Source organism: Burkholderia sp. AU30280 (genome assembly GCF_020420125.1).
Taxonomy (GTDB): Bacteria; Pseudomonadota; Gammaproteobacteria; order Burkholderiales; family Burkholderiaceae; genus Burkholderia.
In genome coordinates this window covers 410,059-426,952 of record NZ_JAIZRY010000008.1, presented here as the reverse complement: position 1 = coordinate 426,952, position 16,894 = coordinate 410,059, and the positions used below count along the sequence as shown (strand labels likewise).

The window sequence follows — 16,894 nt, the reverse complement described above, 5'->3', positions numbered from 1 at the left end:
TTCAGGGCATGCCGTCGAGGTCGTGCAGGGTGCCGGTCTCGTCGGTTTCGTCAGCCTCGTCGGTCCCGCCGGTGTCGCCCGGTTCGCACATCACGAGCCGATAGCCGACCCCGTACATCGTCATCAGCCGCACGCCGTGCCGGCCGTCGAGTTCGAGCCGGTCGCGCAGGGCGGCGACGTGCGTATCGACGCGGCGGCTCGCCGTCGCGACGAGCGAGCCCCACACGAGCTGGCTCAGGTGCGCGCGCCCGAGCGCGCGGCCCATGTTCAGGAAGAACGCGGTCGTGATCTGGAAGTGCTTCTCGGTCAGCACGTGCTCGCGACCGCCGACGCGGATCGTGCGTTCGGCCGCATCGAACTCGAAGCGGCCGACCCGCCAGTGCCGATGATGCGTGGTCCGGTGGTGCGCCCATCGGAGCCAGGTCGACACGCTCGCGACGAGCAGCTCGGGCGGCGACGAGTAGGGCAGGTGCTCGTTGGCGCCCGCCGCGAAGCAGACGGCGCGCGCCGTTTTGTCGTCGCGCTGGCTGATCGACAGGATCGGCGCGGTATCGGAAAAGCGCGCGCGCAGCGTGCGGATCGCTTCGAGCGTGCGGAAGCAGGCCGATTCGCACTGCACGACGAACAGGTCGAACGGCCGCGCGTCGCAGGCGGACAGCAGCTCGGGCAGGTATTCGAAGCGGGTGGGGCGGTAGCCGGATTTCCTGAGGATGTCGTCGATGCGCAGGCGGTCGTAGCCGTATCCGGCGCGGCGCAGGCGATCGTCGAACGCGTGGCGGCTCGGGTGGTCGATCGTCAGAATTGCGATGGCGAGCGGAGATGCGTCGGTCACGATGCAACGGCTTCGGAAAAAAGATCCCGCCGGGGGCGGCGGGACAAATATCGACTATGGAAACCCCGGCCGCCCGCATCCAGGCAGCGAGCGGCAGGTGAGGCCATTGTGGGGTGTTCGGCATCGCAAGAACATCGGTCCAGTCCGAATGTGCGCGGGTTTTCTGCAGGTTTTTTCCGGAAAGCGCGGGCGGTGCCGCGATTTAGGACGGGGCCGACTGTTGCCGTCGGTGTTATCGGACCATGGGTAGTGGCGTCGTGCCGACAATGTGACGGAACCCGCGTGGCGCGGCGGCATTTTCATGTCGTTGCGCATACAACCTTGCAGCCGATGCGTGCGCCATGTGCGATGTGTGGTGCGCCGGCCGCGCATCCCTTGCGTTTTGCCTGCCGTCCGTTTCCGCCAACGACAATGAAACCTTCTCTCCGCGCCGCCGTGCTGTTCGCCTGGCTCGCACTCAGCCTGGCCGGCACGGCGTTCGTCACGTCGCGCTTCGTCGCCGACGCGCACGACCGCTTCTTCCAGAACTCGAGCATCGTGATTCGCCTGCTCGCGCAGAAAGCCGCGCAGCACGAAGCGATTCTCGCGACGCTCGGCGCCACCGCGTTGTCCGCGCCGCCGTCGAACATGCTCGACAGCCTGCGCGAGCGCATGCCGCAGCTCGACGCGCTCGCGCACCGGCAGCGCGGCGGCGGATGGCTCGGCACGGGCGGGCGGTGGCCCGCCGGCGTGCCCTCGCGCAGCGGCGCCGCGCCGTTCGCGCTGACGTTCGACGCGGACGGCGGCTACTGGCTCGTCGCCGATACGGGATGGGCGGTGCTGATCGATCCGCGCCGGTTGCTGCCGCCGGGCGACTGGCCCGATGCGCTGTCGTCGGCGACGCTGCAGCTGCGCGATCGCACCTTCGGCCTGCTGCGGCGCGACGCGCCCGCGACGCCGTTCGGCTGGACGATGCATCTGGAGAAGCGCCTGCCTGCGCAGCCGCAGGCGTTCGTGCTGAAGACCACGCGCACGCTGACCGTGGCCGACCTGCCGTGGCTGCCGATCGCGCTGTGGAACGCGGTGGCCGCGCTGCTCGTCGCGGGCGCACTCGGCGGGTGGCGCTTGCGGGAAGCGCGGCGGCGCGAGCACGCGCGCGAGCGGATCGACCGCTTCGGCCGCCTTGACACGCTCGGCGAGATGGCGGCCGGGATCGCGCACGAGCTGAACCAGCCGCTGACCGCGATCGTCGCGCATACGCGCGCCGCCGAACGCATGCTCGACCTGCCGGCCGAACGCGACGGCGTGCGGCGCGCGCTGCAGTCGAGCGTCGCGCAGGCCAAGCGCGCGGCGGCGATCCTCGACCGGCTGCGCGGTGCGATGACGTCCGCCGGTGGCGGACGCGCCCACGCGCTCGATCCCGATGCGGTGATGGAGGCCGTGCTGTTCCTGCATCGCGACGAACTCGCGCGCGAAGGCATCGCGCTGCAGTGGCACAACGCGGCGCCGCGCGCCGCGCCGGTGGCCGAGCCGGTCGCGGTCGAACAGATCCTGTACAACCTGATCCGCAATGCGCGCGACGCACTGGCCGGCATGCCGTTCGGCGAGATCCGCATCAGCGGCGGCCGCGCGGGCCGGCACTATCGCTTCAGCGTCGTCGACAACGGCCCTGGCGTACCGGACGACGCGCTGCCGCGCCTGTTCGAGCCGTTCTTCACGACGCGCGACAACGGGCTCGGCCTCGGGCTGCCGCTGTGCGACACGCTCGCGCAGCGGCAGGACGGCACGCTGATGATCCGCAACCGGCCGTCGGGCGGCGTCGAGGCGACGCTGCTGCTGCCGCTGGCGGAGGGGGCGGGCGCATGAACGGGATGAACGCGATGCCGCACGACATGCCGATCGTCGCGATCGTCGACGACGACGAACCCGTGCGCGACGGTCTCGCGCTGCTGCTGCGCACGGTCGGGCTGCCGACGCGTTGTTATGCGGACGCCCAGGCGTTTCTCGCCGACGCCGACGATCGCGCGCTCGGCTGCGTGCTGCTCGACCTGCGCATGCCGGGCATGAGCGGCCTCGACGCGCTCGACCGGTTGAGCGCGCGGCGCGCACTGCCGGTGATCGTGCTGACGGGCCACGGCAACGTCGATGCATGCCGGCGGGCGTTCAAGCGCGGCGCGAGCGACTTCCTGCGCAAGCCCGTCGACGACGACGAACTGATCGACGCCGTGCAGCAGGCGATCCGCCAGCACGAGAACCGGCGCGACGGCGACGGCGCGGAACAGGTGCGCGCGGCGCGGGTCGCGACGCTGAGCATGCGCGAGCGGGAGGTGCTCGACGGCATCGTGCGCGGCCGCAGCAACAAGGAAATCGCACGTGTGCTCGGATTGTCGCCGCGCACGGTGGAGACGTATCGCGCGAACGTGTTCGACAAGCTGCACGCGGCGTCGCTCGTCGAACTCGTGCGCGACTATGCGGCGTTCGCGGCTGCGTCGCCTCCGTAGCGCTACGGAGGCGCAACCCGTAGGCGAACGGGTTCTGCGAATGCGGTGCACTCCTTACGATGAGGCTTTCCACGAATCATCGAGAAGGACGCATGTTCATGATCAAGCAATTCGCCCTGCCGTCGTCGCTCGCATTGCTGTTTTCGGGCGCCGCATTGGCCGACACGATCGCACCGGAAACGAAAAAGCAGGCCTTGAGCGACGCGGGCTACTACGCCACCGCGCGCGTGGTCGGCGCGTTCGACAACGCGACCAACATGGAGCTGACGAGCCCGCGCGTGACGAATCGCGTCGGCGGCCCCGACGGCAATTCGAGCGTGACGGGTGCGGTGGCGCTCGGCTACCAGTTCGGCAACGGCTGGCGCGCGGAAGGCGAATACACGTTCAAGCGCACCGACAACTTCGTCAGCTACTGGGCGCCGTTCGACGCGAACGCGAACGAGTTCCACGTGTCGGCGCAGCGCCTGATGCTGAACGGCTACAAGGATTTCGATCTTGGCCGCGGTTTCTCGGTGTACGGCACGCTCGGCGTCGGCGTGGCGATCGTGTCGGCCGACGGCTGGCAGACCAACGACACGCGCCGCTTCGCGTCGCGCACGCAGACCAACCTCGCGTATTCGGCCGGCGCGGGCGTCAGCTATGCGATCAACAAGCGCTTCTCGATCGATGTCGGGTATCGCTATGTCGACATGGGCAACGTCGAGACCGGCTACAACACGTTTGCGAACCGCGTGCTCGCGCGCGACGAGCAACTGAAGTCGAAGCTGTCGTCGAACGAGGTGTTCATCGGCCTGCGCGGCCGGTTCTGAACGCTGCCTGATCGGCCCAATGCGTACGGGCCGGCAGGCTCGCCGGGCGTTCACGATGAATGACGGGATCGATGTGCGTCGCGGCCGGTTGGGGTGCGCGCATCCGGCGCGGCCGTTCGCCCGCCGGTAGGACCAGGCTGACCGTATCGACACGCCGATCCGGCCTGGTCCGATTTACGGCGCGCGGCGCGAACGGCGATACTCGCCATCATCGAGTCACTCTACGGGAGCGCGGGTCGTCACGGCGGACGTCGTGCAGTGCCGCGTCAATATCATCATGGGCATGCAGGACATCACCGGCGTTTTTGCGCTACCGCTCGCGCATCCATATTCCGACGTGCCGCCGCCGTATGGCCGGCGGCGCACGCCGTTCGTCGCGAGCCGGCGGCCCCGGCCGAGCGTGTTCGATCTGCGCGTGACGCGCGAGCCGTTCGAGGCGCCGCGCATCGCGGCAGTCCGGGCGGCGGATTTCGGCACCGAGAATCGCGCGTGGGCGGCGTCGCACGGCCGGCGCCGGTTGCGGCCGACGCTGATGACGCTGCTCGTCGGCCTCGTGTTCGGCTCCGTATGCGTCGCGGCGACGCACATCATCGACATCCGCAAGCGTGCGCCGTCGCCGGACACGTTCTACGAGGCAGCGATCTCGGTGACGCCGGAGGCGGGCATCGCGGCGCCGGTTGCCGCCGTCGTTGCGCCGGAAAGCATGCAGCCGGTGGCGAATCGGCAGGAATCGTTCGCGATGCAGACGGATAGCCCGGCAGCGAAGAACCCGCAGGAGATCGTCACGACCGTCGCGCCCGCCGCCGCACCGACGCCTGCGACCGCACCGAGCCGCAAGCACGCCCGCATCGCCCCGGCTCGCCCGCCGGCGACGTCAACCGCATCGGTTGCGCCGGCCGCCGCGAGTGCCGCCGCGCCGAAGGTGCGTGCGGCGCGCCACGACGACGCGGCGCTTGCCGCGGCATCGTCGTCCGGCTCGGCCGCGGCGGTCGGCATGACCGCCGCCGAGTTCACGCGCTGGCTGGCCGCGACGCGCGAACCCGCGCGCCAGGCCGCGCAGCTCGCGCGCCCGGCCGACACGGGCGTGGCGTTCACCGACCATCCGCGCCTGATCGAGCCCTGAGTTCCGGGCGTCACGCGAACGTCGCGTTGACCCGGGTGCGTCGGTGCTCGGTGTCCAGGCGGGGAGGTAGGTCGAGGTGATGGATCTGATCGAAGCGCGCTAGCGCGAACCGGGGACGCTGCGCGTCGTCGTCGACGGCGCCGCCGGGCAATCCGGGCGGCGCCGTTGTTTTTTCGAGGGCCAGTCGGAACCGTGCGCGCGCTTGATGAAAGTCAACGCTGCGGATTCCGAAGCTTCGAAGATGAAGGTATGGCTTCGTTCGCCGCATTCGACGGTTTCGTGCGGCAGGCGGCGCGGGCAGGTGCAGGGCCCGACCTGCTGCCCCGCAGGCCGCCGCGGTATCCGGCGCGCGATGCCGGGCACCGTGGCCGTCCGGTTGCCGCGTGTGGCTGACGGTACGGTGCCGATGATTGCCACCGTCCGGGCTACCGATCGGCCTGCGGCTGTTGCCCGGGCAGATCGCCGATGTCTGCATGGTCTCCGACTGAACGAGCCGGCGTTGGTGGGGCCCCGCTGCGCTCCCGGCCGGCTGGCCGGCACCGGTTTCACGAGACCCGCGCCGGTTGGCGGACAGCGTGCGGCGATGTCCGTCGCTTGACGCACATCAACGAGGCCGGGCCGTCGCCCCGGAAGATGGATGCACGGAATCGGGTATGGCGAGCGCCCCACACTGATGAACCGGTTCTCGCCGCCGATCGGCGCGATCAACAGGAGCGGAACATGGGAATCGGGATGCAGATCGCTTATTTCGGCTTCGCCGGGTCGGCTCAGCTGGAGGCGGAAGCGAGCATCCAGCTGATGCGTCTCGAGCCGTTCAGTCCGCGACTGGCCGGCTGCCATCTCGCGATCGAGGCCATGGGCGCGTCGACCCGCCAGCCGACGTATGACGTGCGACTCGATCTGATCACGCGCAAGGGGGAATTTCGTCCCGTTCCGCATATGACGGGCATGGATCCCATGGACGCGCTGAAGCGGGCATTCGACATCGCCGAGCGGCAACTTGCCGGGATCGCCGCTGCTGAAATCCACGAGAACCCGAGCTGACACGTCCCGCGCATCGGACACCATTCGCCGTGGCTCGACGCATCGGCCCACCGGCCCACCGCGGTTCGCCAGGCGCGAGTCGATCCGCCGCGGCGATGGAGGCGGCGCAGTCGGCGCCGGTGGTCCGGCTAATCTTCCTCGTCGCCCGTGAATATCTCGTGCTCCGGCGTCTCGGCCGTATCGTCGACACACTGCACCCGCCATGCGCCAGGCACTGGCGCCTGCCGGGCATCGCGCAGCCAACGCGCGATGCCGGCCTGGCCTTCGAACGGCCCGGACGGTGCGTCGAGATCGAAATCGTCGAGCCAGCACAGCGCGCCGGCGTCGTCGGGACCGGCCATCAGCGTGGCGCTGCCTTCGCGGACGAGCGTCCCCCAGGCGGGCAGGTCCATCCCCGCATGACCTTCGCGCGACCAGCGACGCATGGCCGTGTCGATCCAGAGAATGGCATAGGCCGAAGGGTTGTCGCAGGCGAAAGTATCGAGATGCAGGGTGATTCGCACGATGGGCTCCGAATCGACGAAGGAGGGCGGCCGCCGTCACCGGCGGCCGACGCTTTTATTGGCTCATGACCCAGCGAATCAGCGTATGCGCGTCCTCGGAAGACAGCGGGCCGCCACGCTCGGCGGGCAGCGGCATCGCGGTGTCGCCCCAGTGCGCGCGGCCGCCGAGTTTCGGCTTGGCCGCACCTGGGCCGGACGCCGTTCCGCCCGCGCGCCACGCGAGGGCGAGCAGGTATCCCGGCATGCGTGTCATTGGAGCGGTCGTCATCGCGCGGTGCGTTCGGCAAGTCGTCCGACCCAGTCTATGCGCGGCCCCGCGCAGGCGATTGATGCAAGTCAAACGCCGGAACGCGCTCCCCCGGCGATCTGGAATCCGGTCACTTGCGCCTGGCCGTCGCGATGCATGACGATCGTCTTGAACGAGCCGGTGCGGGCCGAGCAGAGACTCTGGAACGGATCGTGCGCACGATACAGCGACTCGCCCCGCTTGACCGAGCGGCTCACCGCATCGGGTTCCGGCTGCCCGGCGTCGCCTGCCAGCGCCAGTCGCGGATTTCCGGCAGGTCGTCGCCGTACCGGTCCACATGGCGTCGATGCTCGACCAGCCTGTCGCGCAGGTACTGCCTGAAATGCTGCGCACCCGCCTGCACCTGTTCGCCCACGTGATCGAGCACGGCCTCGCACAGATGGAAGCGGTCGACCCGGTTGAGGACCGTCATGTCGAACGGCGTCGTGGTCGTCCCTTCCTCGATGAAACCGTGCACGTGGAAATTCGCGTGATTCGCGCGGCGATAGGTCAGCCGGTGAATCAGGGCGGGGTAGCTGTGATGCGCGAAGATCACCGGCCGGTTCGTCGTGAACATCGCGTCGAAATCCGCGTCGCTCAACCCGTGCGGATGGACGTCGGCAGGCTCCAGCGTCATCAGGTCGACGACGTTGACGACCCGGACGCGCAACCCCGGCAGATGGGTGCGCAGCAGGTCGACGGCGGCGAGCGTCTCGAGCGTCGGCACGTCGCCCGCGCAAGCCATCACGACATCCGGCTCGCCGTCGCCGTCGTTTCCTGCCCACTCCCAGATGCCCGCGCCGGCGCTGCAATGCCGGATCGCGGCATCCAGGTCGAGCCATTGCGGCGCCGGCTGCTTGCCGGCGACGATCACGTTGATCCGGTTCCAGGTGCGCAGCGCGTGATCGGTGACGACCAGCAGCGTGTTCGCGTCCGGCGGCAGGTAGACGCGCACCGTGTCGGCCTTCTTGTTGACCGCGAAATCGATGAAACCCGGATCCTGGTGGCTGAAGCCGTTGTGGTCCTGCCGCCAGACGTGCGAGGTCAGCAGGTAGTTGAGCGACGGCAGCGGCCGCCGCCAGCGGATTTCCCGGCACGCCTTCAACCATTTCGCATGCTGGTTGAACATCGAATCCACGATATGGATGAACGCTTCGTAGCACGACATCAGCCCGTGCCGCCCGGTCAGCAGATAGCCTTCGAGCCAGCCTTGGCAGGTATGCTCGCTGAGCATCTCCATGACCCGGCCGTCGGGCGCGAGCTGGACGTCGTCGGGATCGGTCGCGGCCATCCAGGTGCGCGCGGTGACGTCGAACAGCGCCGACAAGCGGTTGGATTCCGTTTCGTCCGGGCCGAACACGCGAAACGTCCGGTCGGCCAGATTCGCGGACATCACGTCGCGCAGGAAGCCGCCCATCACGCGCGTGGCCTGTGCGTCGACCTGCCCGGGCGCGGGCACCGCCACCGCGTGGCGAGTGAAATCGGGCATCCGCAACTCGCGCGCCTCGCCGCCGCCGTTCGCCACCGGATTCGCGCTCATCCTGCGCGATCCGGCCGGCGCCAGCGACCGGATCGCGTCGCACGGACGCCCGTCCGCGTCGAACAGTTCGTCGGGGCGATAGCTGCTCAGCCAGTCTTCCAGCAATTGCAGGTGCCCCGGTTGCTTCAGGTCGGCGATCGGCACCTGGTGCGAGCGGAAGCTGCCCTCCGTTTTCAGGCCGTCGACGCGCTTCGGGCCGGTCCAGCCCTTGGGTGTGCGCAGCACGATCATCGGCCAGCGGGGGCGGGCGAGGTTGCCTGCGCTGCGCGCCCGCGCCTGGATGCCGCGAATGTCGTCCAGCGCGTCGTCGAGCGCGGCCGCCATGCGCTGGTGCGTGGCCATCGGCTCGTCGCCCGAGACGAACAGCGGCCGATAGCCATAGCCGGTCAGCAGGCTCTCCAGTTCGTCCTGCCCGATGCGGCTGAGGATCGACGGACTGGCGATCTTGTAGCCGTTCAGATGCAGGATGGGCAGCACTGCGCCGTCCGAGGCCGGATCGAGGAACTTGTTCGAATGCCAGGCGGTGGCGAGCGGCCCGGTTTCCGCCTCGCCGTCGCCCACGACGCAGGCGACGATCAGCCCGGGGTGATCGAAGGCCGCGCCGAACGCATGCGACAGCGAGTAGCCGAGTTCGCCGCCTTCGTGAATGGAGCCCGGCGTCTGCGGCGCGACGTGGCTCGGCACGCCGCCGGGGAAGCTGAACTGGCGGAACAGCGCGGCCATGCCCTCGGCGTTTTGCGGCACGTTCGGATAGGTGTCGCTGTACACCCCTTCGAGCCAGGCGTTGGCGAGCACGCCGGGGCCGCCGTGGCCCGGGCCGGCGATGAACAGCACGTCGAGATCGCGCGCGTTGATCGCGCGGTTCAGATGGACGTAGATGAAGTTCAGCCCCGGCGTCGTGCCCCAATGGCCGAGCAGGCGAGGCTTGACGTGCGCGATCTGCAGCGGCTCGCGAAGGAGCGGATTGTCGAGCAGGTAGATCTGCCCGACCGACAGATAGTTGGCGGCCCGCCACCACGCGTTCATGCGATGCAGCAGCGTGTCGGAAAGCGGGGCGGGGGAGGTTGGGTCGGCTTGGGTCATGCCATGCTCCTGCAAGTGACGCGCCGCGTGACGGACACTCGACACGTGGCGAATCGCCCGGTTTTCACCGTGCGATGCGATAACGACGAGACCGGCGCTTTGTCACGCGCCGGCGTCGATGGGCGGCGTCCGATCATGCATCCGCCGCGCGACAGTCGGATCGCGTCAGACGGACTCCGCGTGCGGCAGGGCCCGTCGTTCGGATGTCTGCATGAAGCGCCACGGCGCACATCGTTCCGGGTGGCAACATCGTCGGTCGCGGCAGCGTCCGGGCCGTTGACATGGGTCAAGCATGCTCCGGGCGGGATCGGGAGGTCGACAGCACAACCCGCCAACCACGATCCGCCCGCGCTCAGGCATCGTGCAGCGTCGTGAATGCTCGATACAGCACCCGTGGGTCGTGCTGTCCCTTGTAGACCGGGGGCGGCCGCCGGTCGAGATCGAGCAGTGCCGCGACGGCCGTCTGCGCGCTGCGGATCGAGTATTCGACGGTAAACACGACGTCGTCCGGCAACTCGCAGAACTGCCCCACGAAAGCAAGATTGGCCGTGCCTTCCGGCGTCACCTGCGGCCGGTCGCCGTCCTGGCGCGCCAGGAACTGGCTCGTGATGAACGGCATCATGCACGGGATGCAGGTGAGCCTGGCGAGGAGGTCGTCAGCCTGCTCGGCGAGTCGCAGATGTCCGAGCAATTCGGTCATGATCTCGCGCCCCGTGCAGGCCGCCATCGGCTTCTCGACGAAGTTGCCGGGCGCGTCGACGAACAGCCCGTATCCCCACAACACGCTGACGTCCTCGGGCTGGCCGAGGAAATGCGGCTGATGCGGCACGACGATCGACATCAGCCAGTTCGACTCCGCGAAGGTGATCAGGCCGCCTTCGCCGGGCACATTGCCGGTCAGGTCGCGAATCCGCTGGAGCAGGACGGGTTCGCGCAGCGTGGCGGTGAACGACAGCCATTTGGATTCGTCGATGTGATCGGCGAACGCGGCCGGGCGTCCGAATGCCGGCCGTCCCGCGGCGATCTTCTCCCACAGCGCCCATGCGCCGGCGTCGGCCCGGCCGTTGAGCGTCGCGGGGCGGTCCATGCCGCCGAGGCTCGATCCTTCCGTCATGGAGCCCAGCGTGACGATCGCGCAATCGCCTTCGCGCACCGCGATTCGGCGGGTGACGCCGTCACGCTCGCAGACGATTTCCTCGACGCGGGTGTCGCCCTCGGTGCGGCTCAACACGAGATCGGTCACGCGGGTATTCGACTCGAACCGCACGCCGCGCTCGTCGAGCCATTTCTCGAGCGGCCTCACCAGCGAGTCGTACTGGTTGTAGACCGTGCGCATGATGCCCTGGAGCTGGTTGAATCCGGACACCATGTGCGCGAACCGGAGCAGATAGCGCCTGAATTCGACCGCGCTGTGCCAGGGCTGGAACGCGAAGGTCGTGCACCACATCAGCCAGAAATTCGTCGTGAAGAAACCGGCGTTGAAGTGATCCGAGATCCGGCTGTCTCCGAGCATGCTTTCCGGCTCGATCGACAGGCGTTCCAGCGCGACGATGTGCGCTTCGTCGAGCCCGAAGGGCGGCTTGTTCACCCGTCGGCCGTCGCGCACCAGGCGCGACTTCGACGCGGTCCGCATGGTCTCGTTCCAGTCGAGGATTTCTCGGGTGACGGAACATCGCTTGTCGAGCGTCGGGATCGATGAAAACAGATCGTAGGTGCAGAGGTATTTGCTTTCGAGCATGCGGCCGCCCCGGATCACGTAGCCTTCCTCGGCCGAACCCGCGCCGTCCAGGCTGCCGCCCAGGCGATCGAGCGCTTCGATGATCGTGATATTGCAGCCGCGTATGTCGCCGTCCCGGATCAGAAAGGCTGCCGCCGCCAGCGATGCGATGCCGCCGCCCACCAGATAGAACCGGCTGTTGTCCCGATCGATGCCGGCCGCGCGTCGGCGGGCGGCTCGATCCGAATCCCGTGTGCTGCGTTGCATGGAAATGCCCCTGTTCAGATTGGGTGAAACCGCTGTCGACGCCCGGGGACGCCGGATCGCGCTGCCGTCATTGGCGAGCGCTCTGGCCACGATATCCGCGTTCCGGGCACGCCGATTGAGATGCGTCAATCGATCCGGATGCGGCAGGCCATGCCGGTGCGTATCGCGCGCGGCTTGACGCAACTCAAGCAGATCCGCGGCTTCGTGCACTGCCATTCGGGTGCGCGCGAGGCCCTGTTGAGCGGGTGCGGCGCCGGATGGGCTTGATGTGCATCAAGGTGCCCGGCGACCCGAGGGGCGAGATTGATTACGGGGACGGCCACGACGAAGCGCGGTCGCCACGAATGCGATCCGAGGAGAATCGATCATGGGAAGCGACTTTCGACAGGGGGCGCGAGCAGAAGAGTCGCAGCGCGTATCGGGCGGCGACGACGTGGGCCTTCGGCAGTATGTGCGGCGCATCTACAACTATATGGCCGGGGGCCTGGCGCTGACGGGCGCCATTGCGTACCTCGGCGCGTCAACCGGGTTTTACCGGTCGATCGTCGGAACGCCCCTCTTCTGGGTGGTGCTGCTCGCACCGCTGGCGCTGGTCATGTTGCTGAGCTTGCGCATCGAGCACATCGGCTTCGGCGCGGCGCAGATCGGTTTCTGGACCTACGCCGCGCTGGTCGGGCTCTCGCTTTCCGGTATCTTCCTCGTGTATACGGGCGAAAGCATTGCGCGCGTGTTCTTCATCAGCGCGGCCACGTTCGGCGCAACGAGCCTCTATGGCTACTCGACACGGGCCGATCTCTCGCGCTTCGGCTCCTTTCTGTTCATGGGGCTGATCGGCATCATCATCGCGGGGCTCGTGAATCTCTTCCTGGTTTCGTCGGCGCTGCAGTTCGTCGTTTCCGTGATCGGCGTGCTCGTGTTCACGGGGCTCACCGCGTACGACACGCAACGCATCAAGCGTATCTACATCGCGGGCGAAGCGGGCGAGATCGCCGGCAAGAAGGCGATCATGGGCGCGCTTGCGCTTTATCTCGACTTTCTCAACCTGTTCCTGATGCTGATGCGGCTCTTCGGCAGTCGCCGCAGCTAGGCGAGCGCCGGGGGGCGGGACGGGGAGCCCCGTGCGGCGAGCCCCGGCGGGATCTTCGCTGGAGCAGACAGGGGCCGAGCCGTGATGAACCTGGCCGATCTTGGGGAACGGCCTCGGTTGCGTGATATCGGCGACGACGATAGCCAGCCTCGCTGCGCTGGCCAATGCTTCGCGAGCACGCTCGTGTTTGTTTTCGCTGCACCCGATGACGATGACGCTTGCACCGGCATCGAGACAGCGTTGTGCCAGTGCGAGCCCCATCCCTGAGCTGCCACCGAAGATCATTGTTCCGGAGTGTGCGATTTTCATCGATTCCCATTTTTCACGGCGGTTTGGCCCGTGAATTATCAGGTAAACGATGCGGAACAAAAACTATGGATTCCTGTATTTCACTGCTGGGGCATCTGGGACATATCGACGAAAATCACTTCCCAGATATGGCCATCGGGGTCTTCGAAGCTGCGGCCGTACATGAAGCCGAGATCTTGCTTGGCATTGACGTCCGCCGTGCCGCCGTTCGCTCCGGCGGCTTCAGTCATCCTGTCCACGCTGTCGCGATCCTCTGCGCTGAGCGCCAGCATCACCTCGCTTTCGCGCCGGGCGTCGGCGATGGGTTTCTTCGTGAAATGCGTCCATTTTTCATGCGTCATGAGCATCACGAAGATGGTGTCCGACAACACCATGCAGGAACTTGTGTCGTCGCTGAATTGTGGATTCTTGCCGGCGCCGATGGCGGTATAGAAGGCCGTCGCTTTTGACAGATCCTGCACGGGCAGGTTGATGAAGATTTGCCTGGACACGAATTCTTCTCCTTTCAAACAGGTTGAGATAAAAAAGAAGGCATAGCGGCGCAAGGATCGACTTCTTCGCGTGCGCCTTGTCGTCACCGGCGCTCGAAACGCCAATGCCGTTCGATTCAGTCATAGGGCGCAGGACCTTCCATGGATCGCAGCGCCGGATGTCGAGCACGCATCTCGTGCTCAGACGAGGCGCAAGCCGCCATCGCATTCCATGATGGTGCCGGTGGTATAGCCGTTCCCGACGAGAAAGGCGATGGCCTGCGCGCCATCGTCAGGCTGACCGACGCATCCGACCGGCAAGTCGCTTGCCTGCCGGGCTTCGCCGGTCACGGTGCTCCACTACGGTGTTTCCACCACACCGGGGGAGACCGCGCTGACCCGCGCCGCGGCCCGTTCGCGAGCATTCCTCGAGGTTCGCGCTGCGTCGGTTGCAGCGGGTGGAGATAGCATGCATGCTAGGCCGACTATCACTCCAATTGTTTGTCATGATGACTTCCATCATTGAGAATGATCTTCGTCGATTCGATCTCAATTTGCTGCTGGTCTTCCATGCGCTCATGCAGGAGCGCCACGTCACGCGTGCGGCGGAGCGGCTGTTTCTTGGTCAGCCCGCGGTGAGCGGTGCGCTGAAACGACTGCGCGCCGCCTTTGGCGACGAGTTGTTCGTGCGCGGCCGCTCGGGAATGGAACCCACGCCTCGCGCGCTGGAGCTTTCCCGGCAGATCGACGCGCTGCTGATCGGCCTTCACGAGACCATGCGGGTTGGCCAGCCGTTCGATGCCCGGGACGCCAATCGGACGTTCCGGGTCGGTGTTTCCGAGGCGATCGCGGTGACGCTGTTTCCTTCGTTGTTGAAATTGCTGGCCGCCGAGGCGCCGGGCGTGAAGCTCATCTCGCTGGATACGGACTGCCACCGTGTCTCCAGCATGTTTGAACGCAATGAGATCGAGGTCGCGTTGGGGGTGTTCAACGAATGCGCTCAATGGCAACAGCAGTGCACGCTGCTGGATTGGCGCTTCGTCTGCCTCTACAACCCGGCGCTGATACGGACGCGAGGGGACACGTTGAGCTTGAGCGAGTTTCTGGCGCATCCGCATGCGCTCACCTCGTTCAAGGGAGAACTTCGAGGATTGATCGACGAGCGGCTGGAGGCGCTGGGCAAGCAACGGCGCGTGATATTTTCCAATCCGCACTTCGCCACCCAGCCTTTCATCGCACGCGACAACCCCGTGCTGGTGACGGTGCCCGACTACATCGCCCGCACCTGGAGCCGTAGTCTTGGCCTGCGCATCAGCCCGTTGCCGTTCGATACGCCGATCCATCAGGTCAGCGCGTTGTGGAAGACCGCGCATCAGGGCGACAGCGGCCTGCGCTGGCTCATCGGATTGATCGGGCAGGCGGCCCGAATGAGTTGAATCCGCGCACGGGAGAACCTTGGTTCGAAACGCGCACCGCGTGGCGGGAAGGTCGCGACGCGCTCGGGTGTCGGATCGGTCACCGGCGGCAGGCGCCCGGTCAGGTCGAAGCCGTGCGTCGCGACATCCGATTCGAAGCGCTGCAGCGTCAGCGCGCGCTCTTGCGTGACACGCATCACGTCGTTTGCATTCGTCGTCGAATACACCGTGCCGCGCGTCGTCGCGTAGACGGCGCCGATCAGCTTCAGGGCGGCGATAGCCCGCCGACCGTCAACTGTCCGATGGCCCCGGCCGGCTGAAGCGCTGCTCGACCACCTCGGTTCCCCACTGTGTGCCCGCGGATTCGTGGGTCAGCGTGAAGCCGAACGACTCGTACAGATGGCGCGCCGAGTCCAGTCCCTTGAACGTCCACAGATAGGTTTCGCGAAACCGCCGTGTGTCGACGAAGCGCATGGCTTCCGTCATGAGCCGGCGGCCGACGCCCGACCCGCGCAGCGCATCGTTCACGATGAACCAGCGCAGGTGCGCGACACCCGTTGCCGGGTCGCCATCGATCGCGAGCGACGCGAGCGTCCGCCCGTCTTCCTGGCACAGCCAAAGCGCCTTGCCTTCAGCCGGCAGCGCACCGGCGAACTCGGCCAGCTCGGTCGCCACCCGCTTTTCGAAAAAGGCACCGAAGCCCCAGTGTTCCGAATAAAAGCGCGCATGAAGGCCCGCGATATCGCCGATACAACCCGGTTGGTAGCCTTCGCGGATCGTTGGCGCGTCGAGTGCAGCGGCAGGCGTTTTGGCGGCGTTGTCCTGGGCGAGCGCATCGGCATACAGCGCGAGCGAGCGCAGCAGTGCCTGCTGGTCGGCGGGCACCATGCGGCGCAGCGCATTCGATACCTGATCCGTCGCGAACGTGTCGATTCTTTTCTGGAGCTTTTTTCCGTCGGCGGTCAGGTACAGCTCGCTCGCGCGCGCATCGTCGCTCGACACGCGCCGCTCCACGACGCCGGCTGCCTCCAGCCGCGCGAGTTGCCGGCTCGTGTTCGATTTGTCCAGCCGCAGGAGGTTGCCCAGATCGCGGGCATTGATGCCGGGCGCCATCCCGATCTCGAGGATCGCGTGGACGGCCGAGGGTGCCCAGTCGCTGTCGGCCAGCGTCGCGCGCATGAAGCCGAGCTCGCGAACCAGTTTGCGGGAGAAGTCGCGCAGCTCGAGGATGGTCGCTTCGCGAGGCTTGGCGGGAGCGTCGATGAGGTCCATGGTTGGCCCGGGAAGGTTGCGGATCGCAATCAATAATAGTTGCGTGTCGCAACTTGATCAAGGTGGATCTTTACGGGGGGGCATGCCGGGGGGCGCGTCTACCGAGGCCGAAGCCGGCGTGAACCGAGCCGGCGGTGAGCGGTACTGGTGCCGATGGCGGCGTGCCACGAACCGGACGCATACTGGGTGCCTCCGGACGGCCTGCCATGCGAACGCGGGCGTCGGCCGGTCATCGATCCGCGGCTGCGGACAACGGAGCTCGCCATGAACCATCTGAAGCCGATGACGATTGCGTTGCTTGCCGGGTGCGGCATCGGCGCCGGCACGGTCCACGCTGCCGGCAGCATGGATGCGCCGCCTTGCAGTGCAACGCAAGCGGCGGATCAGGGCGGGGTCGCCGCGATGCCGGGCACGTCGGTCCGCAGCTTTTCGACCGCCGGCTGCTCGGGCGCGGTGTTGCAGGGCGAACGGGCTACCGCGACGGTCAATGGCGACCGCATCGAGCTGCGCGACGGCACCGTTTATGTGAACGGCCGTTCGTACGGCGCGGTGACGCCCGCGCAGACGGTCGAATACGAAGCCGCGCACGACCGGCGCACGCTGAAGGTCGACGGGAAAGTCCGCACGCCGGTGCGCTGAGTACCGGAGCAGGCGCGC

The 16,894-nt window shown here is 67.3% G+C and carries 16 protein-coding genes and 3 pseudogenes; 8 read left to right on the top strand and 11 right to left on the bottom strand.

Features of this window, described 5'->3' with window-relative positions; genetic code table 11:
• Position 1: 1 nt before the first annotated feature.
• Positions 2-832 (bottom strand): response regulator transcription factor, encoded by an 831-nt coding sequence (locus LGN17_RS20945; protein ID WP_226198466.1) that lies wholly within the window; start codon positions 830-832, stop codon positions 2-4.
• Positions 833-1,243: 411 nt separating this feature from the next.
• Here LGN17_RS20945 and LGN17_RS20940 point away from each other — a divergent pair, with 411 nt between their 5' ends.
• The 4 genes from LGN17_RS20940 (at position 1,244) to LGN17_RS20925 (ending at position 5,244) form a co-directional block, all read left to right on the top strand.
• Positions 1,244-2,677: a sensor histidine kinase gene (locus LGN17_RS20940; protein WP_226198465.1), complete on the top strand. Its 1,434-nt coding sequence runs from the start codon at positions 1,244-1,246 to the stop codon at positions 2,675-2,677.
• Positions 2,674-3,312, top strand: a complete 639-nt coding sequence (locus LGN17_RS20935) for a response regulator transcription factor (RefSeq protein ID WP_226198464.1) — start codon at positions 2,674-2,676, stop codon at positions 3,310-3,312. The genes LGN17_RS20940 and LGN17_RS20935 overlap by 4 nt, the downstream gene beginning before the upstream one ends.
• Before the next feature lie 98 nt (positions 3,313-3,410).
• Positions 3,411-4,121, top strand: a complete 711-nt coding sequence (locus LGN17_RS20930; RefSeq protein WP_226198463.1) for an outer membrane protein — start codon at positions 3,411-3,413, stop codon at positions 4,119-4,121.
• 277 nt (positions 4,122-4,398) lie between these two features.
• A complete protein-coding gene (locus LGN17_RS20925; RefSeq protein WP_226198462.1) occupies positions 4,399-5,244 on the top strand; it encodes a hypothetical protein in 846 nt (281 codons plus the stop codon).
• Between the two features lie 99 nt (positions 5,245-5,343).
• Here the strand turns inward: LGN17_RS20925 and LGN17_RS20920 are convergent, their stop codons facing one another.
• A complete protein-coding gene (locus tag LGN17_RS20920; RefSeq protein WP_226198461.1) occupies positions 5,344-5,661 on the bottom strand; it encodes a hypothetical protein in 318 nt (105 codons plus the stop codon).
• A gap of 315 nt (positions 5,662-5,976) precedes the next feature.
• Here LGN17_RS20920 and LGN17_RS20915 point away from each other — a divergent pair, with 315 nt between their 5' ends.
• Positions 5,977-6,288, top strand: a complete 312-nt coding sequence (locus tag LGN17_RS20915) for a hypothetical protein (RefSeq protein ID WP_226198488.1) — start codon at positions 5,977-5,979, stop codon at positions 6,286-6,288.
• Positions 6,289-6,416: 128 nt separating this feature from the next.
• On the opposite strand, the gene LGN17_RS20910 is transcribed toward LGN17_RS20915, so the two are convergent.
• From LGN17_RS20910 to LGN17_RS20890, 5 genes and pseudogenes are all read right to left on the bottom strand, one after another.
• Positions 6,417-6,791, bottom strand: coding sequence for a DUF3564 family protein (locus LGN17_RS20910; RefSeq protein WP_174915130.1), 375 nt, complete (start codon positions 6,789-6,791; stop codon positions 6,417-6,419).
• 55 nt (positions 6,792-6,846) lie between these two features.
• A pseudogene (locus LGN17_RS20905) lies at positions 6,847-6,969 on the bottom strand (cytochrome C); the annotation flags it as partial.
• A 179-nt stretch (positions 6,970-7,148) separates the two neighbouring features.
• Positions 7,149-7,289, bottom strand: a pseudogene (locus LGN17_RS20900) (Crp/Fnr family transcriptional regulator); the annotation flags it as partial.
• Between the two features lie 2 nt (positions 7,290-7,291).
• Positions 7,292-9,700 (bottom strand): phosphoketolase, encoded by a 2,409-nt coding sequence (locus LGN17_RS20895; protein WP_226198460.1) that lies wholly within the window; start codon positions 9,698-9,700, stop codon positions 7,292-7,294.
• A gap of 352 nt (positions 9,701-10,052) precedes the next feature.
• The gene (locus LGN17_RS20890; protein WP_413227040.1) at positions 10,053-11,684 is read right to left on the bottom strand and encodes an oleate hydratase; all 1,632 of its coding nucleotides are present in this window, start codon (positions 11,682-11,684) and stop codon (positions 10,053-10,055) included.
• A gap of 367 nt (positions 11,685-12,051) precedes the next feature.
• Between LGN17_RS20890 and LGN17_RS20885 the strand changes: the two genes are divergently transcribed.
• Positions 12,052-12,771, top strand: a complete 720-nt coding sequence (locus LGN17_RS20885; protein ID WP_226198458.1) for a Bax inhibitor-1/YccA family protein — start codon at positions 12,052-12,054, stop codon at positions 12,769-12,771.
• Positions 12,772-12,897: 126 nt separating this feature from the next.
• Here LGN17_RS20885 and LGN17_RS36885 read toward each other — a convergent pair.
• The 3 genes and pseudogenes from LGN17_RS36885 to LGN17_RS20870 all read right to left on the bottom strand — a co-directional run.
• Positions 12,898-13,056, bottom strand: a pseudogene (locus LGN17_RS36885) (SDR family NAD(P)-dependent oxidoreductase); the annotation flags it as partial.
• 104 nt (positions 13,057-13,160) lie between these two features.
• Positions 13,161-13,571 carry a VOC family protein gene (locus tag LGN17_RS20875; RefSeq protein WP_226198457.1) on the bottom strand — a complete coding sequence of 137 codons (411 nt, stop codon included), beginning with the start codon at positions 13,569-13,571 and terminating at the stop codon, positions 13,161-13,163.
• 180 nt (positions 13,572-13,751) lie between these two features.
• The gene (locus LGN17_RS20870; protein ID WP_226198456.1) at positions 13,752-13,901 is read right to left on the bottom strand and encodes a hypothetical protein; all 150 of its coding nucleotides are present in this window, start codon (positions 13,899-13,901) and stop codon (positions 13,752-13,754) included.
• Between the two features lie 155 nt (positions 13,902-14,056).
• Here LGN17_RS20870 and LGN17_RS20865 point away from each other — a divergent pair, with 155 nt between their 5' ends.
• The gene (locus LGN17_RS20865; RefSeq protein WP_226198455.1) at positions 14,057-14,986 is read left to right on the top strand and encodes a LysR family transcriptional regulator; all 930 of its coding nucleotides are present in this window, start codon (positions 14,057-14,059) and stop codon (positions 14,984-14,986) included.
• Between the two features lie 270 nt (positions 14,987-15,256).
• On the opposite strand, the gene LGN17_RS20860 is transcribed toward LGN17_RS20865, so the two are convergent.
• Entirely contained in the window at positions 15,257-16,237 is a 981-nt protein-coding gene (locus LGN17_RS20860; RefSeq protein ID WP_226198487.1) for a helix-turn-helix domain-containing GNAT family N-acetyltransferase, read from the bottom strand.
• A 264-nt stretch (positions 16,238-16,501) separates the two neighbouring features.
• Between LGN17_RS20860 and LGN17_RS20855 the strand changes: the two genes are divergently transcribed.
• On the top strand, positions 16,502-16,876 hold the full coding sequence (locus tag LGN17_RS20855; RefSeq protein ID WP_226198454.1) for a S26 family signal peptidase: 375 nt from the start codon (positions 16,502-16,504) through the stop codon (positions 16,874-16,876).
• The last annotated feature ends 18 nt before the right edge of the window (positions 16,877-16,894 follow it).

Coding starts and splice junctions, on each gene's coding strand:
- LGN17_RS20940 (WP_226198465.1), top strand. CDS start 1,244: ATGAAACCTTCTCTCCGCGCCGCCGTGCTGTTCGCCTGGCTCGCACTC.
- LGN17_RS20935 (WP_226198464.1), top strand. CDS start 2,674: ATGAACGGGATGAACGCGATGCCGCACGACATGCCGATCGTCGCGATC.
- LGN17_RS20930 (WP_226198463.1), top strand. CDS start 3,411: ATGATCAAGCAATTCGCCCTGCCGTCGTCGCTCGCATTGCTGTTTTCG.
- LGN17_RS20925 (WP_226198462.1), top strand. CDS start 4,399: ATGGGCATGCAGGACATCACCGGCGTTTTTGCGCTACCGCTCGCGCAT.
- LGN17_RS20915 (WP_226198488.1), top strand. CDS start 5,977: ATGCAGATCGCTTATTTCGGCTTCGCCGGGTCGGCTCAGCTGGAGGCG.
- LGN17_RS20895 (WP_226198460.1), bottom strand. CDS start 9,700: ATGACCCAAGCCGACCCAACCTCCCCCGCCCCGCTTTCCGACACGCTG.
- LGN17_RS20890 (WP_413227040.1), bottom strand. CDS start 11,684: ATGCAACGCAGCACACGGGATTCGGATCGAGCCGCCCGCCGACGCGCG.
- LGN17_RS20885 (WP_226198458.1), top strand. CDS start 12,052: ATGGGAAGCGACTTTCGACAGGGGGCGCGAGCAGAAGAGTCGCAGCGC.
- LGN17_RS20865 (WP_226198455.1), top strand. CDS start 14,057: ATGATGACTTCCATCATTGAGAATGATCTTCGTCGATTCGATCTCAAT.
- LGN17_RS20860 (WP_226198487.1), bottom strand. CDS start 16,237: ATGGACCTCATCGACGCTCCCGCCAAGCCTCGCGAAGCGACCATCCTC.
- LGN17_RS20855 (WP_226198454.1), top strand. CDS start 16,502: ATGAACCATCTGAAGCCGATGACGATTGCGTTGCTTGCCGGGTGCGGC.